This is a genomic window from Streptomyces sp. NPDC059499 (assembly GCF_042749285.1).
Classification (GTDB): Bacteria; Actinomycetota; Actinomycetes; order Streptomycetales; family Streptomycetaceae; genus Streptomyces.
In genome coordinates, this window is record NZ_JBHYTT010000002.1 from 320,255 (window position 1) to 334,498 (window position 14,244).

8 protein-coding genes are annotated in these 14,244 nt (G+C 74.0%); 6 read left to right on the forward strand and 2 right to left on the reverse strand.

What is annotated here, in order from left to right; genetic code table 11:
• Positions 1–112 precede the first annotated feature (112 nt).
• Complete coding sequence (locus tag ACFW9O_RS06835) at positions 113–3,412, reverse strand: BTAD domain-containing putative transcriptional regulator (protein ID WP_384605933.1); 3,300 nt, start codon at positions 3,410–3,412, stop codon at positions 113–115.
• 185 nt (positions 3,413–3,597) lie between these two features.
• Between ACFW9O_RS06835 and ACFW9O_RS06840 the strand changes: the two genes are divergently transcribed.
• The 4 genes from ACFW9O_RS06840 to ACFW9O_RS06855 all read left to right on the forward strand — a co-directional run bounded on the left by ACFW9O_RS06840 (position 3,598) and on the right by ACFW9O_RS06855 (position 8,238).
• Positions 3,598–4,140, forward strand: a complete 543-nt coding sequence (locus ACFW9O_RS06840) for an SDR family oxidoreductase (RefSeq protein WP_384605935.1) — start codon at positions 3,598–3,600, stop codon at positions 4,138–4,140.
• Between the two features lie 59 nt (positions 4,141–4,199).
• Positions 4,200–5,456, forward strand: a complete 1,257-nt coding sequence (locus ACFW9O_RS06845) for an MFS transporter (protein WP_384605938.1) — start codon at positions 4,200–4,202, stop codon at positions 5,454–5,456.
• Positions 5,457–5,632: 176 nt separating this feature from the next.
• A complete protein-coding gene (locus ACFW9O_RS06850) occupies positions 5,633–7,009 on the forward strand; it encodes an NtaA/DmoA family FMN-dependent monooxygenase (protein WP_384605941.1) in 1,377 nt (458 codons plus the stop codon).
• Positions 7,006–8,238: an LLM class flavin-dependent oxidoreductase gene (locus ACFW9O_RS06855; protein ID WP_384605945.1), complete on the forward strand. Its 1,233-nt coding sequence runs from the start codon at positions 7,006–7,008 to the stop codon at positions 8,236–8,238. The genes ACFW9O_RS06850 and ACFW9O_RS06855 overlap by 4 nt, the downstream gene beginning before the upstream one ends.
• A 39-nt stretch (positions 8,239–8,277) precedes the next feature.
• Here the strand turns inward: ACFW9O_RS06855 and ACFW9O_RS06860 are convergent, their stop codons facing one another.
• Positions 8,278–8,805, reverse strand: coding sequence for a GNAT family N-acetyltransferase (locus tag ACFW9O_RS06860; RefSeq protein ID WP_384605947.1), 528 nt, complete (start codon positions 8,803–8,805; stop codon positions 8,278–8,280).
• A 75-nt stretch (positions 8,806–8,880) separates the two neighbouring features.
• Here ACFW9O_RS06860 and ACFW9O_RS06865 point away from each other — a divergent pair, with 75 nt between their 5' ends.
• Positions 8,881–9,471 (forward strand): TetR family transcriptional regulator, encoded by a 591-nt coding sequence (locus tag ACFW9O_RS06865; RefSeq protein ID WP_384605950.1) that lies wholly within the window; start codon positions 8,881–8,883, stop codon positions 9,469–9,471.
• Between the two features lie 48 nt (positions 9,472–9,519).
• Positions 9,520–14,142, forward strand: a complete 4,623-nt coding sequence (locus ACFW9O_RS06870) for a HEAT repeat domain-containing protein (protein WP_384605951.1) — start codon at positions 9,520–9,522, stop codon at positions 14,140–14,142.
• Positions 14,143–14,244 lie beyond the last annotated feature (102 nt).

Here is a 14,244-nt window from a genome sequence, read left to right on the forward strand (position 1 = left end):
GGGAACGATGCGCCGGGAGGCATGAAGGTCGCACGCAGAGGCGGATCACGGCCGCACCGGGAGGGCGTGCGCTAGTTCCGCGCGGTGGAGGACGGCCTGACGGGGGCGTCCGTCACGGACACGTACTCGGTGATCCCGCGATCCGGTCGAGAACATCCCGGACGTGGAGCACCGCCTCCTCGACGCCCAGCCGGGCGCCGTGGTCGAACGACTCCGTGAAGGCGAAGGCGCCCAGGGCGGCTTGCGCCGAGGACGTGATGCGGTCGACGTCGGCGCGTTCGGCGGGTGGGAGCGGCGCTCCCGCGCGGCGGCGGGCCGCCGCCGCGGCGCCGAGGAGTACGGCCGAGCAGTCGGCGGACTCCTCGCCGTGCAGGGCGGCCGCACCGGCCAGCCCCTCCAGGGAGAGGGCGAGAGCGCGTGGCTCGGCGAGGGAACGGGCGGTGTCCAGGCCGCGCAGGTGGTGGACCGCGGCCCGGCGCGCGTCGCCCCGGAGCTCGGCGACGAACCCGAGCTCCGCGAGGACCAGGTGGTCGCCCGCCTCGGACGACACATCGGCGTAGCCGTCACGCAGGTGCAGCAGGTGCGCCTCGGCGGCATCGAGCTCGCCGGAGCGGCGCGCGCCGAGGGCCAGGCCCATCCCGGAGTGGATCTCGCCGTACTTGTAGCCCTGTTCGGCGGCGATACGGCGAGCCTGTTCGTGCAGGTCGCGGGCCCGTTCCCAGTCGTGGGCGAGCAGGGCCAGCCGGCCGAGACCCGAGAGCCGCGCCGAGACCTCCGCCTCCAGGCCCAGCTCCCGTGCCATCCGGAGCCCATCGCGCTGGCGGCGCGCCGCGTCCTCGTACTCGCCCTTGATCTCGGCGAGCGCGGAGAGGGGCGAGACGGTCTGCAACTCGCCCCACCGGTCGCCCAGTTCACGGAAGATCGTGGCACTGCGCAGCCCGTCGCGGCCGAGCCCGGTGAGGTCGCCGCGGACCAGCGCGAGTGTCGCCCGCAGGCCGAGCGCGGCCGCGGTGCCCCACTGGTCGCCCGCATCGGTGAACAGGGTGAGGGCGCGGGTGTTCAGCTCGTCGCCGTCGGCCGTGCCACCCGCGCTGAACAGGCCGTACGCACACAGCCACAGCGCACGGGCGCGACGCACGGGGTCCGGGATGGCGTCGGTGGCAGCGGCGCCGCCTGAGCGGGTGGCGGCCGCGTGGTCACCGGTGAGGAGCGCGAACGCGGTGTGCAGGAGCGTGAGTTCAGGGCCCCCGGGGGTGGCCGCGGTCGGCTCGGGAACCGCGGCCAGGACGGACCGCAGGCTGCGGCGGGCTTCGGTGAGGCGGCCGCGCAGGAGCCACCACCAGGCCAGTGCGGTGGCGAGCCGCACCGCCTCGTCCGGCGCGCCCGCGCCGGCGCGGCGCACCGCCTCGTCGAGCGCCACGCGCAGATTGCCGGCCTCGGCGTCCAGACGGGCCAGCCAGGACCGCTGCCCCGCGCCTCGCAGCCGGGGTTCGGCGCGTTCGGCGAGCGCGAGGTGGTGGCGCAGATGGCGGTCGCGTACGGCGGCGAGGTCCTCCATCTCGTGCAGCCGCTCCGTCGCGTACGCGGCGACCGACTCCATGAGCCGGTAGCGGGGCCCGGTGGGCCCGTCCACCACGACGACGAGGGACCGGTCGACGAGCCGCGTGACGAGGTCGAGCACGTCGTCCCGGTCCACGCCGTCGCCCGCGCACACCGCTTCGGCGGCGTCCAGGTCGCAGCCGTCGCTGTGCACGGCGAGGCGGCGCAGGACGATGCGCTCGGGCGCGCTGAGCAGTTCCCAGCTCCAGTCGATCACCGCCCGCAGGGTCTGCTGACGCGCGGGGGCGCCGCGCTGCCCGGAGGTCAGGACCCGGAACCGGTCGCTCAGACGGGCCGCCAGTTCCCTTACGCCCAGAACGTGTACGCGGGTGGCGGCGAGTTCGAGGGCGAGCGGGATGCCGTCGAGGCGGCTGCAGATCGCGGCGACGGCGTCGCGTTCCGACGCGTCCGGTTCGCGCGGGAAGCCGGGCGCGGAAGCGGCGGCGCGTTCCATGAACAACTGGACGGCGTCCGCGGTCGGGAGAGGCTTGACCAGGAACACCGCCTCGCCCGCCAGACCGAGCGGCTCCTGGCCGGTGGCCAGGACGCGCAGGCCGGGGGCGGTGCGCAGCAGGAGCTCGGCGAGTTCGGCGGCGGCGTCGACGACGTGCTCGCAGTTGTCCAGGACGAGCAGGGTGCGGCGGTCCCGGAGGGCGGCGGCCAGGCGGTGCGGCGGGGAGGGGGTGCCGGTGCCGGTGCCCGGCAGGGCGGAGGGGGCGTCGTCCCGGATGCCGAGGGTTGCGGCGACGACCTGGGCGAGGTCGGCGGGCGTGCCGGCACGGACGCCGGCGAACTCGACGAGCCAGATCCCGTCGGGGAGTTCACCGGCCTGCGCGCTGTCCCGTTCGGCGGTGGCGACCGCCACCGCCAGGCGCGTCTTGCCGACGCCACCGGGACCGGTGAGGGTCACCAGCCTGGCCTGTCCGAGGAGCTGGGACAGGTGGGCGAGGGATCGGCGGCGTCCGATCAGGGGGGTGAGGGGGGCGGGAAGGTTCGAGTGGGCGTGCGCGCCCGCCGTGGGCAGGTCCGCCCCCGCGGGGACGACATCGGCGGTGCCCACTGCCGTCGGCCCCGGCATCAGCACCGGGTCCTGCCGGAGCACCGCCTGGCGCAGTGCGCCGAGCTCGGGGCTCGGGTCGACCCCCAGCTCCCCGGCGAGCCGGGCCCTCAGGTCGTCGTACGAGGCGAGGGCCTCGCTCTGGCGGCCGGCCGCGTACAGCGCCCGCACCTGTACGGCGCGCAGCCGCTCCCTCAGCGGGTACTGCGACACGAGGTCGGCGAGCTCCCCGCCCAGGAGCATGTGGTCGCCGGCCTCCAGGCGGGCCTCCGCCTGCTCCTCCAGCACGGTCAGCCGCTGCTCCGCGAGGCGTTGCGTCGCCCCCCGTACGAACTCCTCGTCCGCGAAGTCCGCGTACGCCTGGCCCCGCCACAGCTGCAGGGCCTCGGTGAGCAGTGCGGCACGGGCGCGCGGGTCCCGCAGCGGGCGGGCCCGGGTCACGAGGGCGCGGAACCGTGCGGCGTCCACCTCCTCGGGACCGTCGTCGAGCCGCAGGCGGTAGCCCGGCGGCTGCCGCACCACCCGGTCCCGTCCGATGACCCGGCGCAGCTGGGAGACCTTGGCCTGCAGCGCACCCGTGGGCTTGCCCGGCGGCCTCTCGCCCCAGAGATCGTGGATGAGGCGGTCCGCGGAGACGGGGCCTCCGTCGCGCGCGAGCAGATCCGCGAGCAGCGCCCGGACCTTGACCTCGGGAACCTTGACTTCCTGTCCCTCGTCGTCCCACACCACCAGTGGTCCGAGCACCCCAAACCGCATACGCGTCACCGTACATGTCCGGGGGCGCGCGTCCCGGAGCCGCCGGGATCCCGCGCCCGGGGCGGTTCGCCGGCCGGACCGTCAGCGCTTCCGAAGGTTCCCCGAAGCGCCGCGGCGCACAGTCGTGACCACCGGGCGGCGCCACGCACCGGCAGGAGACGACAGCCCCGGAGGGAGCGGCAGCCGTGACCAAGTACGCGAACAGGAAAGCTCTGGTCGTCGGTGAGGACACCGGCATCGGCCTGGCCATCGCCAAGCGCCTCGTGGAAGGCGGTGCGACGGTCCTGCTGACCGCTCCCACCGCCCAGGACCGCGTCCACGCGGGCTCCGAACTCGGCTCCGCCGCCCGCGTCCTGGCGCCGGACGCCGTCGAGGCCGGTCTCGGCCCCGACGGTGCCATCGATCTGCTCTTCGCCGACGCGGTACCCACCGTGCTGCCGCTGCTGCGGTACCTCGGTGACGGCGGCGCGATCGTGCTCACCGCCCCGGCCCCGTCCCCCATCGCCGTCACGGCGCTCGCCGCCGAGCTCGTCCCCCGCGGCATCCGCGTCAACGCGGTGGCCCCGGGCTGTATCGCGGCGCCGGGCGCCGGCGCCGCGCCCCTGCCGCCGATGGGCCGTCTCGGCGCCGCCGAGGAGGTGGCCCGCGCCGCACTCTTCCTGGCCACGGAGGCGACGTTCACGACGGGCGCCCGGCTCCCCGTCGACGGCGGCCTCGGCCCACCGTGACCCGGAGCACCACGTCCCCAGATTCCCCGATTCCCCCCAGAAGATCCGGAGTCCACCACATGAGCACCGTGCCCGACACCGCGGCCGATTCCGCCGCGGCACCGGAAACGAGGAGCGGCACCCAGGAGCAGCAGAAGCTCCCGCTCCTTGCCCTGCTCGCCCTCGCCACCGCCGTCTTCATCACCTGCCTCACCGAGACGCTCCCCGCGGGCCTGCTCACCGCGATGAGCGACGACCTCCGGGTGAGCGAGTCCGCGACCGGCCAGACCGTGACGATCTACGCGATCGGCACCGCCCTGACCGCGATCCCGCTGACCGCGGCCACCGCCGCCCGGCGGCGCAAGGGGCTGCTGCTCACCGCCATGGCCGGATTCGCCCTGGCCAACACCGTCACAGCGGTGTCGTCCGTCTACGAGCTGACGATGGTGGCCCGGTTCGTCGCGGGTGTCGCGGCCGGTCTGGCCTGGGCCCTGCTCGCCGGCTACGCGCGGCGTCTCGCGCCCGTGCATCTGCAGGGCAGGGCGATCGCCGTCGCCATGGCGGGCATTCCCGTCGCGCTCTCCATCGGCGTACCCGCCGGAACCTTTCTCGGCGAAGTACTCGGCTGGCGCGTGGCGTTCCTCTCGATGACGGTCCTCACGGTGGTGCTCCTGCTGTGGATCTTCGCGGCCGTGCCGGACTACCCGGGGCAGGAAGGCGGCGAGCGGCCGAAGATGCTGCGGACCCTGCGCATCCCCGGCGTGACCCCGGTCCTGTTCGTCACGCTCGTCTTCGTGCTGGCCCACACCGTCCTGTACGCGTACATCGCCGCGTTCCTCGACGACCTGGGCCTGGACGACAGCACGGGCCTGGTCCTCCTCGTCTTCGGCGCCGCGTCGCTGGCGAGCATCTGGATCGTCGGCGCGCAGATCCAGCACCGGCTGCGCGGCCTCACGATCGCCGGCGCCCTGCTGGTCGCCGTCGCCGCCGCACTCCTGGCCGTCGCCTCCGACACGACCGCCCTCGTGTACGTCGCGGCCGTCCTGTGGGGCCTGGGCTGGGGCGGGGTGCCCACCCTGCTGCAGACCGCGGTCGGCGACGCGGGCGGCGAATCCGCCGACGCCGCCCAGGCCATGCTCGTCACCCTCTGGAACGTCGCCATGGCGGGCGGCGGCATCATCGGCGGCATCCTGCTCGACGCGGTCGGCAGCGAATCCTTCCCCTGGACCGTCCTGCTGCTCCTGCTGCCGGTGATCGCGGTCGTCCTCCGCGCACGCGGCGCCGGCTTCCCCGCCAGGCGCCAGGTGTCCCAGGACGTCGGCCCGGACCCGAGCTGATCCGCCGAGCCCGGTCCCATCCGGCCCGAGCGCCACGGAGTCGGCGTCCTCGGCACTCCCGACACGCGTGAACAGCACATGAAGTCAGGCCCGTTGACCCGCGCACGCCGCCACCGGCCCGTGCACGCCCGGAGGGCCCCACCCACAGCCGGACCTTCACAGGAGGAGACCGCACCGTGCCCGTCACCGGAAAGAAGCAGGTGCACCTCGCCGCGCAGCTGCCCGGCATCCACAACGTGACCGTCTGGTCGAACCCCCGGTCCGGGAGCCAGATCTCCGTCGACTCCTTCATCCGGCTCGCGCAGACCGTCGAACGCGGCAAGTTCGACTTCTTCTTCCTCGCCGAGGGGCTGCGGCTGCGCGAGCACAAGGGGCAGATCTACGACCTGGACATCGCGGGGCGCCCGGAGAACCTGACCGTGCTCAGCGCACTGGCCGCCGTCACCACGCACCTCGGCCTCGCCGCGACCGTCAACGCCACCTTCAACGAACCGTACGAGGTGGCGCGCCGGCTCGCGACGCTCGACCACCTCAGCGGCGGGCGGTCGGCCTGGAACGTCGGCACCAGTTACGACGCCTTCACCGGCGAGAACTTCCGCCGCGGCGGCTTCCTCGACGAGGCGGACCGCTACACCCGGGCAGCCGAATTCCTGGCCACCACACGCGAGTTGTGGAACAGCTGGGCGGACGGGGACCTTCGTGCCGACACGGCTGCGGGAGAGTTCGTACGGCCCGGGGCGGGCCGGTTCGCCCATCACGGGGAACACTTCGACATCTCCGGCCGGTTCACGACACCGCCCGGCCCGCAGGGACACCCCGTGATCATCCAGTCGGGCGAGTCCGACGCGGGCCGTGAGTTCGCCGCGTCCGACGCGGACGTGATCTTCAGCAAGCACAACCAGCTCGATGCGGCCCGCGACTTCTACCGGGATGTGAAGCGGCGCCTGGCCCGGTACGGGCGGACCCCGGACGAACTGAAGATCATGCCCACCGCCAATGCCGTCGTCGCCGACACCGACGAGGAGGCCGTCGCGTACGCCGCCGAGGTCGCCCGCGACCTGGTGAGCCCGCAGACCGCGATCACCCACCTGGAGGCGGTCTGGGGCCGCGACCTGTCGGGGTACGACCCGGACGGGCCGCTGCCCGGCATCGAGCCCGAGGACGACGCCCATTTCCTGAAGGGGCACTCGGTGTTCCGCAAGGGCCGCGCCGAGACGGCCCGGCGGTGGCGGAAGCTCGCCGAGGAACGGAACCTGAGCATCCGCGAACTGGTCATCGAGGTCGGCGGCCGGCAGACGTTCGTCGGCAGCCCGCAGACCGTCGCCGACGCCATCGACCACTTCGTCCAGACCGAGGGCGCCGACGGATTCGTCCTCGTCCCCCATCTGACCCCCGGCGGGCTCGACGACCTGGTGGACCGGGTGGTGCCGCTGCTCCAGGAGAAGGGCGTGTTCCGCGAGGACTACGCGGGGACGACGCTCCGGGACCACCTGGGCCTGAGCGCCCCCGACCGCACCGAACGGCCCGTGGACAACGAGAAGGAGGCCTCGTGACCGGCACGACCGGCAGCACCCCGCTCCACCTCGCCGTCGCCCTCGACGGCGCGGGGTGGCACCCGGCCGCCTGGCGGGCGGCGGACGCCCGGCCCGGTGAGCTGCTCACGGCCGCGTACTGGGCCGGCCTGGTCGCCGAGGCCGAGCGCGGCCTGCTCGACTTCGTCACCTTCGAGGACGCCCTCGGACTGCAGACCGCGGCCTTCCACCTGCCGGACGACCGCACCGACCAGGTCAGGGGCAGCGTGGACGCGGTGCTGCTCGCCGCCCACCTGGCCCCCCTCACCCGGCGCATCGGCCTGGTCCCGACGACTAACGTCACGCACACCGAACCGTTCCACCTCGCCATCGGCATCGCCACGCTCGACCACGCGAGCAAGGGCCGCGCCGGCTGGCGTCCGCAGATATCCTCGCGCGCCGCCGACGCCTCCCACTTCGGCCGCCGCAGCACACCTCAGCTCACCGACGACGACGTACGCGACCCCGAGCTGATCGCCGCGCGACTGCGTGAACTCTTCGCGGAGGGTGCCGAGGTGGTGGAGGCCGCACGGCAGCTGTGGGACAGCTGGGAGGACGACGCGGAGATACGGGACGCGGCCACCGGCCGCTTCATCGACCGCGACAAGGTGCACCACATCGACTTCCGGGGAACGCGGTTCAGCGTGAAGGGCCCCTCGATCACACCGCGGACCCCGCAGGGGCAACCCGTGGTGGTGAGCCTCGCGCACGCCTCCACCCCCTACGAGTTCGCGGCGCTCGGCTCCGACCTGGTCCACATCACCCCGCACGACCGTGCGGGCACCGCGGCGGTCCTCGCGCAGGTCGACGAGGCGGTGGAGCGCACCGGCAGGGACATCCGGGACCGGCCCCTGCGGAGGTTCGCGGAGCTCCTGGTCTTCCTGGACGGGGAGCCGGGCGCGGCCGCACGCCGCAAGGCCCGCCTGGACGAACTGGCCGGCGCCGAACTCGCCTCCGACGCCGAGATCTTCACCGGCACACCCGGCGAACTTGCCGACCTGCTGCTCGATTGGCGTACCGCCGGCCTCGACGGCTTCCGGCTGCGGCCCGGCACGCTGCCGCACGACCTCACCGCGATCACGCGCGGCCTGGTCCCGGAGCTGCAGCGGCGCGGCGTGTTCCGTACGGCGTACGACGCCACGACCCTGCGCGGCCACCTGGGCCTGCCGCGCCCCACCAGCCGCTACGCGGAGGCGGAAGCCCGTCGATGACGGCCGGTCGCGCCAGGTCGGCACCGGTCCGCCGTCGGTTCAGCGGGCCGCCCGGCCCGCGGCCAGGTCGAGGGTCCAGTTCTGGCCGACGAGGTCGTGGCCGAAGCTGTGGTGGGGTTCCTCGTCGGTGAGGGTGAAGCCGAGGCCTTGGTAGATCTTCCGCGCGGCCACCAGGACGTCGTTGGTCCACAGGGTCACCTGCCGGTAGCCGGCTCCCCGCGCGAAGGAGAGGCACTCCTGGACGAGTCGGGTACCGAGGCCGAGGCCCCTGGCCTTCCTGGTGACCAGGAGGATGCGCAGCTTGGCGACCCCGGGTTCGTCGCCGGCGACGAGGAAGACGCAGCCCGCGCGCTCACCGTCGACCTCGGCGATCCACGCGGCCTCCCTCGCCGGGTCGTGGCCGGTGCCGTAGTCGGCGACGATCTTGGCGACCAGGGCCTCGAAATCGGTGGTCCAGCCGAACTGCTGGTCGTAGACCTCACCGTGGGTCATCACCACCCAGCCCAGATCTCCGGGGCGGTCGGCGCGGCGTACGACGACGTGCGGCTGGTGGTCCCGCTGCGACATGGGTTTTCCTCTCCTGGCCACCGGGCGGCACCCGGGCTACTGACACAACTGTTTCAGTAACGTTAGGCTACCTCCATGCCCCAGGAAGCGACAGTTCCCTCCGCCCGGCAGGTCGAGCTGCTGGAAGCCGCCTACCGGTACGCGCTCGCGCACGGTCTCTCCGACCTCTCCCTGCGCCCGCTCGCTGCGGCTGTCGGCTCCAGCCCCCGCGTCCTGATGTTCCTGTTCGGCAACAAGGACGGCCTGGTCAGGGCGTTGCTGGCGCGGGCGCGCGTGGACGAGCTGACGGCTCTGGAGCAGCTCGGCGATGCCGACCGGCCCATCGGCCTGGCTCCCGCGGCGGGGCGGATCTGGTCCTGGCTCGCCGCCCGGGAACACCGTCCGCTGCTGCGGTTGTGGGCCGAGGCGTACGCACGGTCACTCGTCGAGCCCGAGGGCGCGTGGGCCGGCTTCGCCCGCACCACCGTGAACGACTGGCTCGACGTCCTGGCGGCCTGCCAGCCCGAATCCGAACGCCACAGCGAGGACGGCGTCACCCGCCGCACCCTGGTCCTGGCCGTGCTCCGCGGCGCGCTGCTCGATCTCCTCGCCACCGACGACGAAGCCCGCACCGCCGCCGCCGTCCACCACCAGCTCGCGAACCTGTCCGCCCCGGCGACCCGGTAGCTCCCGAAATCCCGCTGGTGGAGCCGGGATCGCCCTGGCTAGCATCCGATGGTGACGATGCCGGACCCGCTCTTCCACGATGCCGTACGCCGGGCCGACGTCGGCCTGCTGTCCGGACACCTCGACGCGCAGGTCTGCCCACCGGCCGTCCTCGGGCGTCTGATCCGGCACGGGGATCCCCGAATGCGGTACCTGGGGCTGGTCCTTCTTGCCGAGCGAGTCACCTCGGGCCCGCCCGTCGCACGTCCCGAGACGGCCGAACTCGCCGCGCTCCTGCCGGTGTCGGTGACCGGGCCGCCGGAGACGGCACTCGTCATGGCCGGGCTCTACGAGCGGCTCGGGCCGCTCCGGAAGGACCGCCCCTGGCCTTCGTGGCGCACGGCCGAGCTACCGGTGCGCGTGCGGATCGCCTGGCTGCGCGCCGAACTCCTCAACGACCCCACGGTCATCCGGAGGGAACCTGCCGGTGAACTGCTCTACCAGGCGGTACGGGAGGCGAGTGCCACCGGCGCGCACCGGCTCGCGCCCCTCCTGGACGAACTGGCGGACACCGGCGACCCGGTGTTGCGGACCGAGACCCTCCGACTGGCCCGGCAGGGACTTCACGCGGGCCTGCTGGCCCCCGCCCGGGTCCGCGAGGTCCTCGTCGGCCTGCTCGCCGGCGGCGGCGCGGTCGTCATCGCCGCCCTGGAGGAACTCGCCCGCCCCTGGGCGACGATGGACCCGGTCCCGCCGGGACACCTGTCCCCCTTCCTTGCCGCCGGTCCGGCGGGCCAGAGACCCGAAAATGCCGACGCGGCCCTCGTGGCCGCCGCCCGCCACGGGCACGCCGGCCTGCTGCGGCAGGTCGTCGGCGATCCGGAACTGCCGCCGGTCCTGCGCCGGAGAGGGATGGAACTGCTCGGTGACCTGGCGGACCGCGAGGACATCGGCGAACTGACAGCCATCGCCGCACAGGACCCCCTGCTCTTCGCCGGGCCCGCGGTGACCTGCCTGCGCGGGCTGCACCGGCGGGGGCACTTCGCGGGCGACCCGCACGCCCCGTCCGTGGTCGGCCTTGCGCTCGCGGACCACTCGATTCCGCCCGGGGAGGTCGCGTCGGTCCTCTTCACCTGTCGGCAGGTGGTGTTCCGGGCACTGATGGACGCGCCCGTGGACGATCCCGGCTGGCCGCGCCGGCTCGACCTGCTGGTAGCCCTGGCCGGGCAGGGCGCGAAGGAGCTCCCGGTCGGGGAGGCGATCACACGGTTGCTGCCGCGCGTCACCGCGCCGGGGCCGTTCCTGGCCGCGATCCGCGAACTTCGCCATGCGGACGCCGAGGAGGCCGTGCTCGCGCTGCTCCCGTCGGCACCCGCCGCGGCCTTGGAGACCCTGGAAGCCATCGGCGGACACCGGACGGTTCTGGTGCTGAGGAAGGGACTCGGCCTCGCGGGCACGGACGCACCCGGGAGCAAGGGGGTGATCGCGCCCCATCTGCGGGCCGCGCGAAACCGCGCCCTGGAGCTCCTGTGGCATCTCACCGGAGATCCGGCACAGCGGCGTGCCCTCCTCGTCCGCCTCGATCCCGCCGACCTGCCGCCCCGCATCGCCCGCGACCTCGGCGGGCCGGACGAGCAGGAACTGGCGCTCCTCAGCTCCCACCTGGACCCCGGCAAGCCGGTGGCGGCGCTGTGCAGACTGGCGGCCCACGGCGGCGCCGGCACCCTGCCGGTCATCGAGGACCTGCTTGCGCGCATCGTGGGCGACCTGGCGGCGGCCTGGGAATCGGGTGCCACCGACCCGGGGCCCGACAGCGGGCACACGGCCGGTGAACCCGCCGTACCCCAGGAGGTACTGGACGCCGTCCACGCCCTGGGCCGCCGCCTCCACGAACGGGGACGGATCAGGCCCTCCTGCCTGCTCGACGCGGCGGACGCGCACACGGCCGGGCACGCGCTCGTCGCGACGACAGCGCTGAATCTGCTGGACCGGCCGGGACTGTCCTCCGGTGAGCGGACGATCCTGCTCGAACTGCTGCTCCGAGCCCCCGGCACGCGCACCCGCGCACGGCTGCACCGCATGCTGCGGCACCGCGACGGCCACGTACGCAAGCACGTGATCGCGCTGCTCGCCCGCGACGCGCAGGGGGACGACGCGCAGACGCTGTCGGCGACCCTGATCGCGCTGACCACCTCCCAGGACGTCCGGACCGTCCGGCAGGCACTCCTCGCCCTCGGCCACGCGGGAGCCCGCTGGGCCGGTAGCGCGATCGCGGCGTGCCTCGACCACCCGAACATGAACATCAAGAAGACAGCGGCCGCGGTCCTGGCCGAGGTCGGCACACCGACGGCCGTACCCGCCCTGCTCCTCCGCCTCGGGCACAGCGACAACCCCGGGCTGCGCACCGCACTCGTCGAGGCGCTGCGTGCAGTGCTCGGAGAGGCGTACGCCGCGACCCTGCTGGCCGCCGCCGAGCGGAGCGACAGCGCCCGCGCCCGCGAACTGCTGCTGGAAGGACTCGACGGCACACTGCCGGTCCGTTCGGTACTCGCGCTGAACGACCAGGCATCGCCAGTCGTGCCGACCCTGCTCGCTCTGGTCGCGGGCGGTGCGGTCCGTCTCGCCTCCGGGACGGTCGCGGACCTCTCGGCGTCGTCGGCCGAGCACGGCATCACCGCGCCCGCCGCACGCCGGCCGGCAGCGGACGAGGGCACCGGGCCGGATCCCGACGTCACATGGCTGCTGAGGGAGGGCTGGGATCCGTCGCTCGCGTTGCGCGTGGCCGTGAGGGACGAGCACCCGCACCCCGACCGGGTACGCGGACTGCGGCCCATGCTGGCGGACTGGCTCCGGCTCGCCGGCTCCGAACCCGCAGCCCGGGACCGGGTGGTGCGGTTCACGCTGCGGCTGTGCCCCGCACCGTGGGCGGCGGAGGAGCTGACGGCCCTCGCCCGGTTCGCCCCGCTCCTGACCGATGTGCTCGCCGAGGCCTCGGACGAGGGCCTGCACGACCTCTTCGCCGTATTCGAGGCGATCGCACCCACCCTCTCGCCGGTCAAAAAGGCGGCCGTCGCCGACGCCGTACGCGCCCGGCCTCCCGTCCCTGGGGGAGGCCGGTCCGCGCTGGCTCTGCTGCGCCGCCTCGACGCCGTGCTGGTCCGCGCCGATCTCGATCAGGCACTCGCCGCGGCCCGGCTCGGTGCCGACCCCTGGCTCGCCGAGGCCGCCGTACTGCGGGAGGCATTCGCGGTCCCGGAGCCCACCACGGACTCCGGGCCCGCCGAGGCCGCAGTGTGGCGGGCCGCGCTGGAGGACGCGGTGCGCACACCGGGCGCCCTGGAGGAGTTCCTCCGTACGGACACCTCCAGGGTCCTCTCCGCGGACCGCCTGAAGGCACTGATCGAGGTCCACCCCTCGGCCGGCCCGGAGGTCCGCGCCGCCCTCGTCGACCGGATGGAAGGCCTCCAGCCCCTCGACGCACCCCCGTGGAACATCGCCGAGACCGCTCACCTGCCCGCGCCGGCGGCACGGAAGGTCAGCGCAGACGATCTCGACCAGCCCCGTTCGACCGCACTTCGCGAGCGCCTGTTGGTCATGCTGCGAGGATCCGCGCCCGATCGCAGAACGACCGCGGCACTGGCACTCCTGAAGTGGCCCGAGCCCGAGGCCCGGCTTCCCGTGCTGCGGGCGTTTCTCCGCGGCCACGTCGACATACCCGTCGGGGACGACCTGGCCCGCATGCTCAGCGCCCTCGGCGAGAGGGAACTCCGCGCCGACGGCGTCCTGCGCGACCAGGTTGCTCTCGCGGCCCTGCGACTCGACCCGGAGGAACTCGATCCGCTGGTGCCGCTGCTGCTCGAACAATGGGAGGACGGCCGAACGACGGCCGCGACGGGACAGGCGCTGCTCAGTGTCCCGGCCGATGTCCTGGCGGAGCACCTCGGCAGCCGCCTGGACCGCGGGGCCTGGGGGTACCTCGACCTGCTCGTCGGCCGTCCGTTGCTGCGCACATCCGCACTGGTCACCGTCTGCCGACGGCTGCGCGCCGAGGGACGTGACGACCTCGCGGACAGGATGCGTCTCGTCGAGGGCCCGCTGCGCGGACCCGACGCAGCCCGACAGGACGCGGCCGCACTGGAGGCGCTCCGCGTTCGCGCGCCGCATGCCGCGCCCACCGGGGCCCGACAGTGTCCGTCCCGGCAGGAGTTGCTGGACCAGGCCCGTACCGGCGATCCGGACCGCGTACGCCGGGCACTCACCCGGCTCGCCGAGACGTACCCGCGCCCGGACACGGACACGGCCGAGGATCCCGAATTGCGGGACCTCGTGCTTGAGTTGCTGCGCCACCCCAGGACGAAGGTCCGTCTGCACGCCCACCGGGCCTCGCGGGCGATGCTGGACCGCCAGACCTACCTCCGGCACACCGAGGTCCTGCTCGACGACCCCCGGCACGACGTCGTCCGGGCCGCCGTCCGCGCCCTCTGCCACGCCTCCTGGACGCCCGCTGCCCCTGCCGTGACCGGCCTGCTCGCACACGCACACCCGGTGGTCCGTAGGGCCGCGGCCGAGGGGCTCCTCGCGATGGGCATCTCGGCGGTCCCCGCTCTCCGGCGTGCCGCCGACCACGCCCGTCCCGACAGACGGTCGCTCTACACGGATGTCCTCGACCGGATCGCGGCCTCCCAGGAGTGAGCGCCGCTACTTCGCCGCGGTGCGCGTTCGCCGCTGACCGCGGAGGCCGAAACTGAGCACGAAGAGCACCGTCGTCACCACCACGGCCGTGCGCATGCCGGC